Genomic DNA, 15,939 nt, shown 5'->3' with positions numbered 1-15,939 from the left:
GAGATTCTAAACGGTTGTGGCTAACTTTCTTCGCTGGTGCTATTGATTTCCGCGGACCACGATGAACGTGCGGAACGAAACGTCGGACACGTCGGGGCTCTTCGGAGCCGGCCGGCGACCACGATCTCGATCTCACCCGATCCTCGTCGACCCTGGAGTTGCACGCCATGCCGATCACCCAGCAGTGGGAACTGCGCGCCGAGTTCGCTCGCCGTCTCTCGCACATGTACGGGAAGGAAGTTCCCGCATACACCACGTTGCTCGAGGTATCGCAGGCCGTTAACGACACCGTGCTGTCGAATCTCGGTGCGGGCGCACAACGTCTGGGTTCCATCGCCCGGATCACCGCCGAACGTCACGGAGCCATCCGAGTGGGCACCCCCCAGGAGATGGCCCAGGTCGCCCGCGTGTTCGCGGCAATGGGCATGTACCCGGTGGGGTTCTACGACCTGCGCGAGGCCGCTGCCAGTTCGGTTCCGGTCGTCTCGACGGCTTTCCGTCCGACGAGCCCGGACGAACTGGCGCGCAACCCCTTCCGGGTGTTCACCTCCATGCTGGTGCCCTCGGATCGCCGCTTCTTCAGCTCCGATCTGCAGCAACGCCTCGAAAGCTTCCTCGCCAAGCGCAGGCTGTTCACCGCCGAACTGCTGGTACTCGCCGACCGGGCCACCGAGTACCGGGGGCTGAATTCCGGTGACGCCGAGATGTTCCTGACGTTGGCCACTGCGGCATTCACGCTGTCCACCAAGGCCGTCGACCGCGCCTGGTACCGCGAACTCGAGCAGGTTTCCTCGGTGGCCGCCGATATCGGTGGTGTCGCCAGCACACACATCAACCACCTGACCCCGCGTGTGCTCGACATCGACGGTCTCTACGCCCGCATGGAGCGTCGCCGGATCGACATGATCGACACGATCCAGGGTCCGCCGCGATGGGCCGGTCCGGATCTGCTGTTGCGGCAGACCTCGTTCCGGGCTCTCGCGGAACCACGGGTGTTCCGCGAGGCCGACGGCAGTGTCGAGAAGGGTTCACTGCGAGTGCGTTTCGGTGAGGTCGAGGCCCGCGGCATCGCCGCCACCGTCCGCGGCCGCGAGGTCTACGACCGCTTGACCTGCGAGATCGAGCAGGCCGTCAGGGAGGCGGCCGCGACCGCGCCGGTGTCGGCCGAGGTACGCAACGAGATCGCTGCGGCGCTGTGGAACCAGCAGGTGCCCGCCACCGAACAGGGGCTCGCGCTCCACGATCTGGCGTACTTCACCTACCGGGTCGACACCGACAAGCAACGCAACGGCACGGTGCCCGGACGATCACTACAGGATCTGATCGATCAGGGCTGGGTCCGCCCGGAGCCGATCGTCTACGAGGACTTTCTGCCGAAATCCGCGGCCGGGATCTTCCAGTCCAATCTGACCTCGGACGGACACAAGGACACCACGCAGTCGACGACCGATATCGACGCCGCCTGGATGGAAGGAGTTCTGGGCCGCACACTGCACGACCAGTACACGCTCTACGACGGGATCCGCCGCGCATCCCTCGATCACGTTGCCAACCAATTGGGAATCCGCGGACCCATCGAAGAACCGGCACCCATCGCTACCCAAGGAGTCAAGTAAATGAGCACCGCTGTCGCCGAGACCATCGCCCTGCCCACCACCGACGAACTGCGCACCCTCGCACGCACCAGCCTGCAGCGATGTGGGGTCGACCCGGCCGTACTCGATACCGCAGGGGTCGACAACACCATCACCACCCGCTCCCCGGTCACGGGGGAGAGCCTCTTCGACTATCCCGCCGCAGACGCCGCCGACGTCGAGGCCGCGATCGATGCCGCCCACGAGGCCTTCCTGCAGTGGCGCACCGTTCCCGGCCCGGTCCGCGGATTCCTGATCAAACGCCTCGGCGAACTGCTCACCGAGCACAAGGAAGACGTCGCCAACCTGATCAGCATCGAGGTCGGCAAGATCCGCTCGGAGGCCCTCGGCGAGGTTCAGGAAATGATCGACATCTGCGACTTCGCGGTCGGTCTGTCCCGGCAGCTCGACGGCCGCACCATGCCCTCGGAGCGTCCCGGACACCGACTGATGGAGACCTGGCACCCGCTCGGTGTCGTCGGTGTCGTCTCGGCGTTCAACTTCCCGGCCGCGGTATGGTCCTGGAACCTGGCTCTTGCCATCGTCTGCGGTGACTCGGTGATCTGGAAGCCCGCGCAGCTGACCACCCTCACCGCCGCCGCCTGCTCGGCGCTGTTCGACCGTGCCGCAAGAGAATCCGGCGCCCCGGCCAACCTGAACGTCCTCGTCTCGGCGAGCGCCGCCGACACCCAGGCCCTGATCGACAGCCCGAAGGTGCCGTTGATCAGTGCCACCGGTTCCGAGCGGATGGGTGAGCAGATCGCTCCCCGCGTCGCCGCCCGCTTCGGCCGCGCCATCCTCGAGCTCGGCGGAAACAACGCTGCGATCGTCACCCCGTCCGCGGACCTCGACATCGCCACCCGCGGAATCGTCTTCGCCGCCGCCGGCACCGCCGGCCAACGCTGCACCTCGATGCGCCGCATCATCGTCCACCAGGACATCGCCGACGAGCTGATCGACCGGATCTCCCAGGTCTACGGCCGCCTCCCGATCGGCGACCCGTTCGCCGACAGCACCCTGGTGGGCCCGCTGATCGACGGCAAGTCCCACGCCAACATGACCGCAGCCCTCGACAAGGCTGTCGCACAGGGCGGCGAGATCCTCGTCGGCGGCAAACGCCGCCCGAGCAGCGAAAACTCGTACTACGTCGAGCCGGCGATCGTGCGGATGCCGACCCAGAGTGAGATCGTCAAGGACGAAACCTTCGCCCCGATCCTCTACGTGCTGACCTACGACACGTTCGAGGAAGCGATCGCCCTGCACAACGACGTCCCGCAGGGTTTGTCGTCGTCGATCTTCACCACCGACCAGCGTGAGGCGGAGCGATTCATCGCCGCCGACGGTTCGGACTGCGGCATCGTCAACGTCAACATCGGCACGTCCGGCGCAGAGATCGGCGGCGCGTTCGGCGGCGAGAAGACCACCGGCGGCGGCCGCGAATCCGGCTCGGACGCCTGGCGCGCCTACATGCGCCGCGCGACCAACACCATCAACTACTCCCGCGAGCTGCCCCTGGCTCAGGGCGTCAACTTCGGCTGACATCCCCCCTTTCGAATCGCACGAGGAGCAACGACGATGTTCGAATTGATCGACGAATGGGGCCCGGAGAAGGTCGTGTGTGTCTCCGATGCACGCACCGGCATGCGCGGCGTTCTGGTCATCGACAACACCGCCCGCGGAATGGGCAAGGGCGGCACCCGCATGTCCACCACGGTCAGTGTCGGCGAGGTCGCCAGGCTGGCCCGCAACATGACCTGGAAGTGGGCGGGGGTCGACCTGTTCTACGGCGGCGCCAAGGCCGGCATCTGGGCCGACCCGACCGCCTCCTCCAAGGAAGCGGTTCTGCGTGCCTTCGTCCGGGCACTGCGCAACGAGGTCCCCGAGGAGTACGTTTTCGGGCTCGACGTGGGATTGACCGAGAAGGACGCCGCGATCATGCTCGACGAGGTCGGCGGTCGCGGCGGCGCGGTGGGCACCCCCCACGCGCTCGGCGGGCTCCCGTACGACCAACTCGGGGTCACCGGCCACGGTGTCGCGGAGTCGGCCGACGCCGCTGCGCAAGCCCTCGGCCTGTCCACCGGTTCGCTGAGCGTGTCGATTCAGGGCTTCGGAGAGGTCGGAGCTGCGTCCGCGAAGCGCCTCGCGGAACTCGGGGCGACCGTCGTCGCTGTGTCCACCTCGCAGGGCGGCATCCACAACCCGGACGGGCTCGACGTCGCCACCTTGCTCGACCTGCGCGATCAGTACGGTGACGGACTCGTCGACCAGTACTCCGACGCCAAGCCTCTCGCTGCCGGGGAAGAACTCTCGGTGACGGCGGACATCCTGATCCCGGCAGCGTTGCAGGACGTCATCGACGCCGATCTCGCTCGCACGTCGCCGGCCAAGATCGTCGTCGAAGGCGCGAACCTGCCGAGCAGCCCCGAGGCACAGTCGGTGCTGTTCGACCGCGGCGTGACCGTGGTTCCGGACTTCATCGCCAACGCCGGCGGTGTGGTCGCCGCAGCCGTGGCGATGGATGCCCGCTTCTCCGGAATCCGTCCCGAACCGGCAGCTGTGTTCGACAACATCTCGAACAAGCTGCGCGCCAGCACCATCGACACCCTCGATGCGTCGAAGGCTCAGGGTCGGACCACCCACGAGGTGGCCCGCGCCACCGCCCAGGAGCGCGTTCGCGAAGCCATGCTGCTCCGCGGGCGTGCCCCCCAGAACGCCGCATTCTGACCGACCCGGGCACTACATCTCTATTCTCGAAGGAAAGAAGAGGACGACATGAGCAAGGAACTCCCCGAGCAGGCATCCGTCGCCGTGATCGGCGGCGGCGTCATCGGCGCCAGCATTGCGTTCCACCTCGCCGAATCCGGGGTCTCCGACGTCGTCCTCCTGGAGAAGGACGAGTTGGCGTGCGGCTCGACCTGCAAGGCCGCCGGCGGTGTTCGCGCCTCCTTCAGCAACGAGGCCAACATCGCGATCGGTCTGCGCGGCCTCGACGTGTATTCGCGGTTCGCGCAGGAGTACCACCAGGAGATCGACTTCAGCCGCGACGGCTACCTCTACCTCCTCTCGGACCAGACGAACATCGACATCTTCACCGAGAGCGTCGCGCTGCAGAACCGACACGGCGTTCCGAGCCGCATGGTCACCCCCGAAGAAGCGCAGGAGATTTCGCCGCTCATCAGTACAGACGGACTCCTCGCCGCGTCCTGGTCGCCCCAGGACGGCAAGGCCACCCCCGAATCGGTCGTGATGGGATACGCCGCCGCTGCCCGACGACACGGCGCCCGCATCATCCGTCATTGCGCGGTCACCGACATCGAGAGCACAGGTGGCACGATCACCGCTGTGGTGACCGAACACGGACGCATCAAGACCGACACCGTGGTCTGCGCCGCCGGAGCCTGGTCGGCCGGCATCGGCGACATGCTCGGGGTGAACATCCCCGTCGTTCCCGTCCGTCGACAGATCGCCTTCACCGAGCCGCTCTCCGAGCTGCCCGAGTCCTCGCCGTCGCTGACCATCGACTTCCCGTCGAACTTCTACTTCCACCCGGAAGGCAAGGGTCTGCTTCTCGGCTGGTCCGACCCGAACGAGCGCGAGGGATTCAACCTCAAGTTCGAACTCGAGGACTGGCTGATGGGACTGGGCGCGATCGCCGAGACCCGGGTGCCGGCCGTACTGGATTACGGCATCAGCACCGGGTGGGCCGGCCTCTACGAGGTCACCCCCGACCGCAACCAGATCATCGACCGCTCCACCGAGGTCGAGGGCCTGCTCATCGCCACCGGCTACTCCGGCCACGGCTTCCTGATGGGACCGGCGACCGGTGAAATCGTGTGCGACCTCTACCACGGCAAGGAGCCCGGATACGACATCAGCTCCTTCGCCCTGGGACGCTTCGCGCAGGCCGGTATCGGCGCAGGTGAGACGAACATCGTCTGACCTCCACCCACTACACCGCCAGACAATCACCTGCCGAGTGGCCCGAGGACACGAGGCATCCCGCCGATTGGGTTCGCACGCAGCGCAAGCCGATGGAATTTGGGCGGACTCTCCCCGCGGGAGCGCCGCCGGTACACATGGTTCCACCCCTCGAGGAAGACTGGTACGTAACCTGTCCGAGCACGAACCGACACCTGGAGCAGTTGTGCCCACCTTCGATCCCGTACCGCAGGCTGAACCGTTACGTGCCCAGGCATTCGGCGGAATCGAAGTGTTCGACGCCAGCGAACACAACCTTGCCCACGTCGATGTGTTCATTCCCCGGGACTGCATCGTCGCGTTCACGGGAGTCTCGGGATCGGGTAAGTCTTCGTTGGCCTTCGGCACCATCTACGCCGAAGCGCAACGACGCTTCCTCGAGTCCGTGACCCCGTACGCGCGACGGCTGATGGATCAGATCGGAGCACCCAGGGTAGGGGACATCACCGGGCTTCCACCGGCGGTTGCATTGCAGCAGGCCCGCGGTCACACCTCCGCCAGATCGTCGGTCGGCACCCTCACCCACATCTCAAACGTGCTGCGGATGCTGTTCTCCCGAGTCGGAACCTACCCGCCGGGCGCTCCCGTCCTCGACTCGAACGCCTTCTCGTCCAACACACCCGAAGGTGGATGCCCGGCCTGTCACGGGCTCGGCCGCACCCACGACGTCGACATCGATGCCCTGGTGCCGGACCCGAGCCGAAGTATCCGCGGCGGCGCCGTCGCCGCATGGCCCGGCGCCTGGCTGGGGAAGAACTACCGTGACATCCTGGACACACTCGGCATCGACGTGGACCGCCCCTGGTCCGAGCTGCCGGAGGACCAGCGCGAGTGGATCCTCACCACCGATGAGCAACCCACGGTCACGGTGTCACCCGTGCGCGATCCGGGCAAGATGGTGCGCGATTACCAGGGAACGTTCTCGAGTGCCCGCACCTACGTTCTGCACACCTTCGCGACGACGAAGAGCGCAACTCAGCGGGCGAAGGTCACCCGATACCTGGTGTCCCGCCCCTGCAGTGCATGCAATGGCAAACGGCTACGCCCGGAGGCGTTGGCCGTACGGTTCGCCGGCCTCGACATAGCCGACGCCACGGATCTGTCACTGGCCGATCTGGCAGCCGTCCTCGACGCCGTCGTCGCATCCCACGAATCCGCCGCAAGTGACGCAACAGATCGAGCATCAGCGGCATTGGTGGACAATCTTCTCGGCCGCCTCGAGGGTTTGACCGAGCTCGGGCTGGGATACTTGAGCCTCAGCCGATCGACCACCACCCTCTCGCCGGGCGAACTTCAGCGCCTGCGGCTGGCCACCCAGCTCCAATCGGGTCTGTTCGGAGTGCTGTACGTCCTCGACGAACCGTCCGCAGGCCTGCATCCCGCCGACACCGAGGCGCTGGTCGCCGCCGTGCGGCGACTACGCGCGGCGGGTAACTCCGTCTTCGTCATCGAACACAACCTCGATGTCGTCCGGGCGGCAGATTGGATCGTCGACGTCGGTCCCGGTGCCGGGGAGCATGGTGGCCGGGTGCTCTACAGCGGCACGGTGGTCGGTCTCGCTCACGTCCCCGAATCCGTGACTCGCCGATTCCTTTTCGGAACCCCCGAGAGTTGCCCCGAGCCCGGACGTCCGGGCAGGTGGATCGAACTCGCCGGTATCACGATGCACAACCTGCGTGATCTGACAGTGCGGATTCCGCTCGGGGTGCTCACCGCGGTCACGGGCGTGTCCGGATCCGGAAAATCCACACTCGTGAGCCGTGTGCTCACCGACGTCGTCGCCCAACACCTCGGTGTCGACAGCGAAGCCGGCACCGACGCCGGGGCAGACGAAGCCGACGACTCCACGGTCGTACTGGCCGACGAGCGCGAGAACGACACCGGGCCGACGGTCGTGGCCGCTCATGGGCTCGGGCACGTCACCCGGCTGGTGCGCGTGGACCAGGCTCCCATCGGGCGGACTCCACGCTCGAATCTCGCGACCTACACCGGCCTCTTCGATGTGATCCGGCGACTCTTCGCTGCGAACCCCGTTGCCCGCGAACGGGGATACAACCCGGGCCGATTCTCATTCAATGTCAGGGGCGGCCGTTGCGAAGAATGCGAGGGCGCCGGTTCGATCACCATCGGCATGCTGTTCCTGCCCGAGGCCTCCGCTCCCTGCCCGGCCTGCGCGGGCGCACGATACAACGCAGAGACCCTCGAGATTCTCGTCGACGACCGGACGATCGCCGACGTTCTCGCCATGACGGTCGACGACGCCCGCGCGTTCCTGAGTCACGTTCCGGCAGCGGCGAAAAGCCTTGACATGTTGGTCGAAGTCGGTCTCGGATACCTGCGACTCGGCCAATCGGCAACCACCCTGTCCGGTGGGGAGGCCCAACGTGTGAAGCTCGCCAGCGAACTGCAGCGCATCCGATCCGGGCACACCCTCTACGTACTCGACGAACCGACCACTGGATTGCACCCCGCCGACGTCGACCGCCTCATGACGGTGTTGCGACGTCTCGTCGCGGCGGGAAATACCGTCGTACTCGTCGAACACGACATGCCGGTCATTGCCTCGGCGGACTGGATGATCGACCTCGGGCCGGGCGGCGGAGAAAACGGCGGCCGGATCATCGCCTCGGGGCCACCGACGGTCGTGGCCGAGACGGCCGGCTCCGCCACCGCCGCCTACCTCGCCCGGCACCTCGCCGTGTGACGTTGCGTAGGACGTAGTCGACATCCACTCGGTGTGGGACCGGTTCAATGCGCGTGGATTCCGTAGACGGTGACGACGAAGCTGTGCCCCTTGGCGGTGCAGGTGAGGTCGCCCATGAAGCCTGCGAGACAGGTGGTTCCCCCGTGGGTGATCGTCTTCTGGTACATGCTCTGGCTGGTAGCAACCTCGGAGATGTCGGGGTTGCCGCCGGGGAGGGTGAACGGGGTGCCGGGCGGGTAGATGGGGTGAGCGGGAAGCCAGGGACGATCGATGACGACATGCTGGACGGGTCCCAGCCACGGCAAACCGAACTCGCCGAGGATCGGAAAGTCCATCGGCAATGGTTGTGGCAGATCGCATCCCACGACGTCGTCGGGTGCGATCGAGCAGTTGAAGTTTCCCACGCGGAAGTAGACCGGGGTGGGGGAGGTCGCCTGCGCGGGTGTCGCGAACGCGAGGAACGCAGCTGCTGTGGCCGTGAACAGGCCGATGGCTCGCTTCACTGAAGGCTTCATACGAGGTATATACGCTGAGAGCGGGGCGGGCGTTAGCTGGGCGCGGGGTCGGCCGGCGGAGAACTGACCGTGAGGAGCGAGAACGTCATGGCGACGGCAGGCGAGCAGACGGACGGACCGGACAGTACGGCCGTGCGGGTTGCCCTGTGGCGGGCGATGCACCTACAGGTCGACGCTCCACCGCACGTTCTCGTCGACGAGATCGGCCTGCAGCTCGCGGCGCCGGACGAGGGCTGGCGGGCTCGCCCGGACATGGACCCGGCCGGCACCAGCGGGTTTCGGGCGGCGATCGTCGCGCGTGCTCGTTTCATCGAGGAGATGGTTGTCGAGCAGGCCGGCCGCGGTGTCGTCCAATACGTCATCCTGGGGGCGGGCCTGGACACGTTTGCCCAGCGTAGGCCGGAGATCGCCTCCCGGATGCGGGTGTTCGAGGTCGACCAGCCCGGCCCCCAAACCTGGAAGCGGAAACGGCTGATCGAGCTCGGCTTCGGTGTTCCCGACTGGCTGCGGCTGGTGCCGGTCGACTTCGAGGCGAGCGAGTCCTGGTCGGAGCAGCTGGCTGCGGCGGGCTTCGATCCTCGCCTGCCTGCGGTCGTCGTCTCGACCGGCGTCACGATGTACCTCACGAAAGACGCCACCGCGGCCACCCTGCGCCAGCTCGCCGGTCTCGCTGCCGGCTCGACGCTGGCGATGACGTTCCTTCTGCCGACCGAACTTCTCGACGACGCCGATCGCCCCGGACTCCAGGCGTCCGAGCGCGGTGCACGAGCGGCCGGAACACCGTTCATCAGTTTCTACACCCCGCAGGAAATGCTGACCCTGGCCCGCGAGGCCGGCTTCGACGGCGCGCAGCATGTGGCGGGAACTTCACTCGCCGAGCGCTACTTCGCCGGTCGATCCGACGGCCTGCGCCCGTCGAGTGGAGAAGATCTGTTGGTGGCCACTACCTGAGCGCTTTGTCATGTGACGGCACAGCTGGACATTTGTCTAGATGACAGGCGCGGCGCCGTCGGCTACAACTGTTGAGGCATCGACAGTGACGTGACTCACATTTTGCGTCCGGACGGGATCGTCGGCACACCGGCGGGCCGGCAGCCGATGCACGAGAGCGAAGGAGCATCGCGGAATGATCGAGGACAGCACCGAACCACTCACTCCGACTCCCGGCCCGACACGCCTGATCCCTCGTAGGCGTCCCGACGGACGCGAACTGCTCGGCACGGCGAAGGGAATCCTGATAGCCGGTCGCGGCTGCAGCGACGCCCAGGCGTTCGACGAACTCCTCGACGTCGCCCGGCGTCATCACCTCACCGTCCTCGGCGCTGCCCGGAGCCTGGTCGACCTCGCTGCCGGACCCTCGCCCCGTCGTCGCTCGCCCGAAGCCACCCGATTCGAAGAGTGGGAGCAACTGGTCAACCAGCTTCCGCCCCGCCGACACGCTCAGGCGAGTTGATGCGACAGGAATCGAGCCACCCGCGTGAAAGTACAGGGCCGCTCCCGGCCGACGCGATCGTGTGGCCGGAACCGAGCCCGCTCGACTCGTGGTGGAAGCACGTGGTCAACGACCATGCGGCCGCAGTCCCCGAGCGCGAGCCCCTCACCGACGCCGGCAAGTAGCAGACCGCGACGGTCGGGTGCTCCGGGACTTCCCTCAGCTTCGACTGCGTGGTGCCCGGCAGTGCGAGCCGATCATGCGAGATCGGCTTCGGCGGCGCGTTGGACCCAGGCCGCGAATTTCTCGGAGCCCTCGCGGCCGGCCACGTACCGTCGAACGATCCGCTCGACGTAGTCGGGCACCTCGGTGGCGGGAAGCTTGTGGCCGCGCAATTTGCGCCCGAAGCTCGTGTCCAGCCCGAGGCTGCCGCCGAGATGAACCTGGAATCCCTCGACCTGGTTGGAATCGACGTCGGTCACGATCATGCCCTTGAGGCCGATGTCGGCGACCTGAATACGTGCGCACGAGTTGGGGCACCCATTGAGGTGCAATGTGATCGGGTGCTCGAGCTGATCCTGCACGTCGGCCAGTCGTTCCTCGACCTCTGCGATGAGTGCGGCGGCTCGCGCCTTGGTCTCGACGATCCCGAACTTGCAGAATTCGATGCCAGTGCATGCCATGGTGCTCCGTCGCCACGGTGACGGGCGCGACGGGAACCCGAGAGTTTCGAGACTCGATCGAAGCGAGTCGACCTGTTCGTCGGGCACGTCGAGGATGACGAGCTTCTGCATCGGGGTGATCCGGACCCGTCGGGATCCGGATGCTTCTGCTACTCGCGCCAAATCGGTCAGCACGGTGCCGCCGACCCTGCCGACGACGGGTGCGATTCCCACGGCGTTGAGACCGTTCTTCTGGCGCTGGATACCGACGTGATCACGTGGTTCGTCGAGCGGTTCGGGTGCTGGTCCATCGAGCATCGCGCGTCCGAGGTACTCCGTTTCGAGCACGTCGCGGAACTTCTCGACACCCCAGTCCGCGACGAGGAACTTCAGGCGTGCCTTCGCCCGCAGTCTCCGGTACCCGTAGTCGCGGAAGAGGGAGACGATACCGATCCATACGTCGGGCACGTCTTCCAGCGGTACCCACGCGCCCAGGCGCTCGCCGATCCGCGGATTCGTCGAGAGACCGCCACCGACCCAGACATCCAGTCCGGGGCCGTGTTCCGGGTGCTCGACGCCGATGAATGCCACATCGTTGATCTCGTGGACCACGTCCTGGAGACCGGAGATGGCGGTTTTGAATTTGCGCGGCAGGTTGGAGTAGTCGGGGTTTGCGATCAATCGGCGGGTGATCTCGTGCAGAGCGGGTGTGGCGTCGAGGACCTCGTCGACGGCGATGCCGGCCATCGGCGAGCCGAGGACGACGCGCGGGGTGTCGCCTGCGGATTCGGCGGTCGTGAGGCCTACCCCTTCGAGCCTCCGCCAGATTTCGGGTAGGTCCTCGACCCTGATCCAGTGCAGCTGAATGTTCTGGCGGTCGGTGAGATCCGCGGTGTCGCGGGCGAACAGTCGGGAGACCTCACCGACGACGCGCAGCTGTTCGGTGGTCAGCGCCCCTCCGTCGATGCGGATGCGGAGCATGAAGTGCTCGTCCTCGAGTTCTTCCGGCGGCAACGTGGCGGTTCGGCCGCCCTCGATGCCAGGTGCGCGCTGGGTGTAGAGCCCCCACCAGCGGAACCTGCTTCGCCGATCGGTCGGGTCGATGCCGGCGACACCGGTGTGGCAGTACACCTCTTCGATCCGCTTGCGCACGTTGAGACCGTCATCATCCTGTTTGACCTGCTCGTTCACGTTGAGCGGCTCACGGTCGCCCTGGGCCCATTGCCCCTCCGCGCGCGGGGCCTTCGCCTGGGCGGGGCGGGTCTTCGCTGTTGTCATCGGTGCTCCTCCGAAACTGTGTGCCCGAAACTGTAGCGTAGACGAATAGATCGTGCATTAATGATACGTGCACGCTACAGTTGCCAACCATGCGAAGGATGAACGATGAGTAGAAGCAATTTTCTGGTCGACGCCGATTGGGTTGTCGAACACGGCAAGGACCCCGACGTCGTCCTTGTCGAGGTGGACGAGGACACCGCGCAGTACGAGAAGAACCACATCGACGGTGCCGTCCGCATCGACTGGAAGCGCGATCTTCAAGACCCGGTGCGCCGTGACTTCATCGACCGGCGATCGTTCGAGAAGCTGCTGTCCGGGAGAGGAATTGCCAACGGCGACACGGTGATCCTGTACGGCGGAAACAACAACTGGTTCGCGGCGTACGCGTACTGGTACTTCAAGCTCTACGGCCACCGGGACGTCCGGCTGCTCGACGGCGGACGTAAGAAGTGGGAGCTCGACGGTCGGCCTCTGTCGAGCGAGAAGGTCACCCGACCGGCTACCGATTACGTGGCGTCCGAGCCCGTGTCGGGAATCCGGGCGCACCGCGACGAGGTGATCGAGCAGATCGGGAAGAAGAATATCGTCGACGTCCGGTCTCCCGACGAATTCTCCGGGAGGATCCTCGCCCCGGCGCAGTTCCCGCAGGAACAACCCCAGGTTCCGGGGCACGTCCCGACTGCTGTCAACGTGCCGTGGTCCAAGGCTGCCGCTGACGACGGCACCTTCCGCAGCGAGGACGAACTCCGCGCGCTGTACGCCGACGCCGGCCTCGACGAGACGAAGGACATCATCGTCTATTGCCGGATCGGCGAAAGATCGGCGCACAGTTGGTTCGTTCTCCACGAACTGCTCGGTTACCCCGAGGTTCGGAACTACGACGGCTCCTGGGTGGAGTACGGCTCGTTGGTCGGCGTCCCGGTCGAGAGGTAGCCCGCCTTGACCGGTTCTCGCTTCACCGAACTCAATCAACGCGTGCGGTTCATGATGTTCACCGTGTTCCAGGTGGTCCCCGGCGCGTTGCCGGACGCGCGTGACGAGGTCGTGGAGGATGTGCAGACCTATTTCGAGGAGGTCGCCGAGTCCGGTGTCGCGATCCGCGGAATCTACGACGTCGCAGGGCTACGCGGAGATGCCGACTTCATGATCTGGACGCATGCCGACACCGTCGAAGGATTGCAGGCCGCCTACTCCGGTTTCCGGCGCTGCCGACTCGGTCGAGCGTGTACGACGGTGTGGAGTGCGGCCGCGCTCCACCGGCCGGCCGAATTCAACCGTAGTCACATCGCGGCGTACGTGGCCGATGAGGAGCCGGGGCAATTCGTGTGCGTGTACCCGTTCAACCGGTCGCTCGAGTGGTATCTGTTGCCGGACGCCGAACGGCGACGGCAGCTCGCCGAGCACGGCCGAGCGGCTCGCGCCTACCCGGACGTGCGGGCCAACACTGTCAGTTCCTTCGGGTTGAGCGACTACGAGTGGATCCTCGCCTTCGAGGCTCCGGACCCGACCCGGATCGTCGACATGATGCGCGACCTTCGCGCGACCGACGCGCGCCGGCACGTTCGGCTGGAGACGCCGTTCTTCTCCGGTCCGCGAACCGGCCTGGATGCCCTCGTTGCGCGTCTACCGTGACGATCGTCGACTACCTCCAGAATGATTCGTGCGATATTAGTTATTGCACGAATCATTCTGGTAGTCTGATGACATGACCGCAGACATCCAGCAAGGGAAGGCCGGCGACGATCTGCTCGCTCTCGACCGGCAGGTGTGTTTCGCGCTCGCGATCGCGAACCGGGCGGTGCTCGCCGTCTACCGCCCATTGCTCGAACCGATGGGGCTGACGCATCCGCAGTACCTCGTCATGCTCGCGCTCTGGGGCAAGGCCCCGATGGCGGTCAAGGAGATCGGGACCGCGCTGCAACTCGATTCACCCACCCTCTCGCCGCTCCTCAAGCGTCTCGAGGCGTCCGGGCTGATCACGCGCACCCGCAGCCGGGCCGACGAGAGGCAACTGGATGTCGAACTGACCGCAGCCGGTGCTGCACTACGTGCGGAAGCCGAGAAGATTCCGCCCGCCGTGATCGAGAAGCTCGGTGTCAGCCTGGCCGAACTCGAAGAACTTCACGACGTTCTCACCCGCGTCAATCAGGCTGCGCTCAGAGCGGGCGCGCTCGATCAATGAGGACAATCATGTCGAATTCGACTTCAGCACAACGTGAACAGGTAGTCGTCATGTCGCGAACCACGCAACGAACCCGGCCCGGCCCCATACAGTGGCTGGGCTACGCGGTAGGCCGCAAACTTCCCGACTCCATGCAGGACTGGGTCCGCAACGACCTGGTCGGTGACTGGGCGGTTCCCCGGCACCTCGTTCGCAGCATGGTCCCGTTCGTTCCGGTCTTCGCCGCGTTCTTCCTGTTCCCAGGACCGCTCGGACTGCGAGCCTCCATGGTTCTGCTCGGAGTGCTCCTCGCCGTGTTCTACGCAGTGTCGTATATGGCGCAGAACCGATCTCGACGCCTCGAGAGGCACGGGCTGCCGCCCGATCTGGAGAACCCGAGGAAGGCGTCACGTCATGACGCCGAAAAGGCAGCATACGAGAAGCTCCACGGCCCTTCCGGCACCTGGGGCGTCGAACGGCGGAGCGGCAACGAACTCCGCTGAAGGCAGGCGATCAACCCTGCCGAGAAGGATCACATGGTGAGGACCATCCGATAGCGTGCACGTCCTTCCTCCATCGCCGCGTAGGCCTCCGCCGCCCGAGTCAGGGGCCGTTCCTCGATTCGGGCCCGCACACCTGACAGGACCGCGAAGTGCATCGTCTCCTCGACGTCGCGGGCGGTGCCGGAGGGGTGGCCGGTGACATCGAGGCCGGGAGTGATCAGCTGCAGGGGACTGATCGGCAATGGGTCGGGCGTAACACCGACGACGGTGAGTTCACCGAGCGGAAGCAGTCCACCGACCACATCACCCATCGCTTTCGAGTTCGCCGCGGTCCCCAGAACCACTGACACACCACCAAGTGCCCGCAACGCTTCGCTGACGTCGCCGGCGGTGGAATCGATGTAGTGGTGGGCGCCGAGCTGACGGGCGTCGTCGCCTTTGTCGGCGCCGCGCGCGATGGCAATCGTCTCGAAGCCCATCGCCCGGGCGAACTGCACACCGAGGTGGCCGAGTCCGCCGATGCCGAGGATGGCGACGCGGTCGCCTGGGACGGCCCTGGTTTTGCGCAGTGCGTCGAACGTGGTGACCCCGGCACAGCTCATGGGTGCGGCTTCCGCGAAGGACAGCTCATTCGGAATCCGGGCCAGTGCGTTGGCCGGAACGGTCACCGACTCGGCGTAGCCGCCGGGGTACTGCCAGCTCGGCACCTGCAACTTCTCGCAATGAATGAAGGAGCCCTGACGGCAGGGGATGCACTGGTTACAGTGTCCACCGAACCAACCCACAGCGACGCGGTCGCCGACGGCGTAGTTGTCGACGCCGTCGCCGAGTTCGGCGATGGTTCCGGCGATCTCGTGTCCAGGTGTCAGGGGCCAAGACATGTCCGGGAACGCGCCGTTGACGAAGGCGTGGTCGGTGCCGCACACTCCGCACGCCGACACCGCGATGCGTACGTGGTCGCGCGGGGGCGACCCGGTTTCGACGTCGACGAGTGTCAGCGGCTCACCGGGGGCCTGGACGTGAACTGCCTGATGGGTTGGCATATGCATCCTCCCTGTCTGTTCGACCTGGG

General features: G+C 66.0%; 15 protein-coding genes. 12 read left to right on the top strand and 3 right to left on the bottom strand.

Going from position 1 to position 15,939, the window contains the following annotated elements; all coding sequences use genetic code 11:
* The first annotated feature begins 167 nt into the window (after nt 1-167).
* The 5 genes from hglS to uvrA all read left to right on the top strand — a co-directional run bounded on the left by hglS (nt 168) and on the right by uvrA (nt 8,316).
* Nucleotides 168-1,616: a 2-oxoadipate dioxygenase/decarboxylase gene (gene hglS / locus DTA22_RS01810; RefSeq protein ID WP_112298332.1), complete on the top strand. Its 1,449-nt coding sequence runs from the start codon at nt 168-170 to the stop codon at nt 1,614-1,616.
* On the top strand, nt 1,617-3,173 hold the full coding sequence (gene amaB, locus DTA22_RS01805) for an L-piperidine-6-carboxylate dehydrogenase (RefSeq protein ID WP_112298331.1): 1,557 nt from the start codon (nt 1,617-1,619) through the stop codon (nt 3,171-3,173). It abuts the gene before it with no gap.
* Between the two features lie 36 nt (nt 3,174-3,209).
* Nucleotides 3,210-4,358, top strand: a complete 1,149-nt coding sequence (locus DTA22_RS01800; RefSeq protein WP_112298330.1) for a Glu/Leu/Phe/Val family dehydrogenase — start codon at nt 3,210-3,212, stop codon at nt 4,356-4,358.
* 48 nt (nt 4,359-4,406) lie between these two features.
* Nucleotides 4,407-5,573, top strand: coding sequence for an NAD(P)/FAD-dependent oxidoreductase (locus DTA22_RS01795; RefSeq protein ID WP_112298329.1), 1,167 nt, complete (start codon nt 4,407-4,409; stop codon nt 5,571-5,573).
* A 205-nt stretch (nt 5,574-5,778) separates the two neighbouring features.
* Nucleotides 5,779-8,316 carry an excinuclease ABC subunit UvrA gene (gene uvrA, locus DTA22_RS01790; protein ID WP_112298328.1) on the top strand — a complete coding sequence of 846 codons (2,538 nt, stop codon included), beginning with the start codon at nt 5,779-5,781 and terminating at the stop codon, nt 8,314-8,316.
* Nucleotides 8,317-8,360: 44 nt separating this feature from the next.
* Here uvrA and DTA22_RS01785 read toward each other — a convergent pair whose 3' ends face one another.
* Complete coding sequence (locus DTA22_RS01785; RefSeq protein ID WP_112298327.1) at nt 8,361-8,819, bottom strand: hypothetical protein; 459 nt, start codon at nt 8,817-8,819, stop codon at nt 8,361-8,363.
* Nucleotides 8,820-8,987: 168 nt separating this feature from the next.
* On the opposite strand from DTA22_RS01785, the gene DTA22_RS01780 reads away from it, so the two are divergent.
* The 3 genes from DTA22_RS01780 (at nt 8,988) to DTA22_RS36165 (ending at nt 10,448) form a co-directional block, all read left to right on the top strand.
* Nucleotides 8,988-9,782, top strand: a complete 795-nt coding sequence (locus DTA22_RS01780; RefSeq protein WP_245973504.1) for a class I SAM-dependent methyltransferase — start codon at nt 8,988-8,990, stop codon at nt 9,780-9,782.
* Nucleotides 9,783-9,957: 175 nt separating this feature from the next.
* Nucleotides 9,958-10,284: an ANTAR domain-containing protein gene (locus tag DTA22_RS01775; protein WP_037239398.1), complete on the top strand. Its 327-nt coding sequence runs from the start codon at nt 9,958-9,960 to the stop codon at nt 10,282-10,284.
* Nucleotides 10,284-10,448 carry a hypothetical protein gene (locus tag DTA22_RS36165; RefSeq protein WP_174233729.1) on the top strand — a complete coding sequence of 55 codons (165 nt, stop codon included), beginning with the start codon at nt 10,284-10,286 and terminating at the stop codon, nt 10,446-10,448. The genes DTA22_RS01775 and DTA22_RS36165 overlap by 1 nt, the downstream gene beginning before the upstream one ends.
* A 72-nt stretch (nt 10,449-10,520) precedes the next feature.
* On the opposite strand, the gene DTA22_RS01770 is transcribed toward DTA22_RS36165, so the two are convergent.
* Nucleotides 10,521-12,203 carry a nitrite/sulfite reductase gene (locus DTA22_RS01770; RefSeq protein WP_112298325.1) on the bottom strand — a complete coding sequence of 561 codons (1,683 nt, stop codon included), beginning with the start codon at nt 12,201-12,203 and terminating at the stop codon, nt 10,521-10,523.
* Nucleotides 12,204-12,308: 105 nt separating this feature from the next.
* Between DTA22_RS01770 and DTA22_RS01765 the strand changes: the two genes are divergently transcribed.
* From DTA22_RS01765 to DTA22_RS01750, 4 genes are all read left to right on the top strand, one after another.
* Nucleotides 12,309-13,136 (top strand): sulfurtransferase, encoded by an 828-nt coding sequence (locus DTA22_RS01765; protein ID WP_037239402.1) that lies wholly within the window; start codon nt 12,309-12,311, stop codon nt 13,134-13,136.
* 51 nt (nt 13,137-13,187) lie between these two features.
* Entirely contained in the window at nt 13,188-13,835 is a 648-nt protein-coding gene (gene hemQ, locus DTA22_RS01760; protein ID WP_052033558.1) for a hydrogen peroxide-dependent heme synthase, read from the top strand.
* A 73-nt stretch (nt 13,836-13,908) separates the two neighbouring features.
* Nucleotides 13,909-14,385 carry a MarR family winged helix-turn-helix transcriptional regulator gene (locus DTA22_RS01755; RefSeq protein ID WP_037239406.1) on the top strand — a complete coding sequence of 159 codons (477 nt, stop codon included), beginning with the start codon at nt 13,909-13,911 and terminating at the stop codon, nt 14,383-14,385.
* Nucleotides 14,386-14,435: 50 nt separating this feature from the next.
* The gene (locus DTA22_RS01750; RefSeq protein ID WP_037239408.1) at nt 14,436-14,867 is read left to right on the top strand and encodes a DUF5313 family protein; all 432 of its coding nucleotides are present in this window, start codon (nt 14,436-14,438) and stop codon (nt 14,865-14,867) included.
* Between the two features lie 29 nt (nt 14,868-14,896).
* Here DTA22_RS01750 and DTA22_RS01745 read toward each other — a convergent pair whose 3' ends face one another.
* Nucleotides 14,897-15,910, bottom strand: coding sequence for an alcohol dehydrogenase catalytic domain-containing protein (locus DTA22_RS01745; protein ID WP_037239410.1), 1,014 nt, complete (start codon nt 15,908-15,910; stop codon nt 14,897-14,899).
* Nucleotides 15,911-15,939: the final 29 nt, after the last annotated feature.

The organism is Rhodococcus wratislaviensis, from assembly GCF_900455735.1.
Classification (GTDB): Bacteria; Actinomycetota; Actinomycetes; order Mycobacteriales; family Mycobacteriaceae; genus Rhodococcus_F; species Rhodococcus_F wratislaviensis.
This window is presented reverse-complemented; position numbering and strand designations above follow the sequence as displayed.

What these genes read in the sequence shown, in the direction of transcription:
- DTA22_RS01770 (WP_112298325.1), bottom strand. Translation starts at nt 12,203, where the DNA reads ATGACAACAGCGAAGACCCGCCCCGCCCAGGCGAAGGCCCCGCGCGCG.
- DTA22_RS01800 (WP_112298330.1), top strand. Translation starts at nt 3,210, where the DNA reads ATGTTCGAATTGATCGACGAATGGGGCCCGGAGAAGGTCGTGTGTGTC.
- DTA22_RS01765 (WP_037239402.1), top strand. Translation starts at nt 12,309, where the DNA reads ATGAGTAGAAGCAATTTTCTGGTCGACGCCGATTGGGTTGTCGAACAC.
- DTA22_RS01745 (WP_037239410.1), bottom strand. Translation starts at nt 15,910, where the DNA reads ATGCCAACCCATCAGGCAGTTCACGTCCAGGCCCCCGGTGAGCCGCTG.
- hemQ (WP_052033558.1), top strand. Translation starts at nt 13,188, where the DNA reads ATGATGTTCACCGTGTTCCAGGTGGTCCCCGGCGCGTTGCCGGACGCG.
- DTA22_RS01780 (WP_245973504.1), top strand. Translation starts at nt 8,988, where the DNA reads ATGCACCTACAGGTCGACGCTCCACCGCACGTTCTCGTCGACGAGATC.
- DTA22_RS01750 (WP_037239408.1), top strand. Translation starts at nt 14,436, where the DNA reads ATGTCGCGAACCACGCAACGAACCCGGCCCGGCCCCATACAGTGGCTG.
- DTA22_RS36165 (WP_174233729.1), top strand. Translation starts at nt 10,284, where the DNA reads ATGCGACAGGAATCGAGCCACCCGCGTGAAAGTACAGGGCCGCTCCCG.
- DTA22_RS01775 (WP_037239398.1), top strand. Translation starts at nt 9,958, where the DNA reads ATGATCGAGGACAGCACCGAACCACTCACTCCGACTCCCGGCCCGACA.
- hglS (WP_112298332.1), top strand. Translation starts at nt 168, where the DNA reads ATGCCGATCACCCAGCAGTGGGAACTGCGCGCCGAGTTCGCTCGCCGT.
- DTA22_RS01755 (WP_037239406.1), top strand. Translation starts at nt 13,909, where the DNA reads ATGACCGCAGACATCCAGCAAGGGAAGGCCGGCGACGATCTGCTCGCT.
- amaB (WP_112298331.1), top strand. Translation starts at nt 1,617, where the DNA reads ATGAGCACCGCTGTCGCCGAGACCATCGCCCTGCCCACCACCGACGAA.
- DTA22_RS01795 (WP_112298329.1), top strand. Translation starts at nt 4,407, where the DNA reads ATGAGCAAGGAACTCCCCGAGCAGGCATCCGTCGCCGTGATCGGCGGC.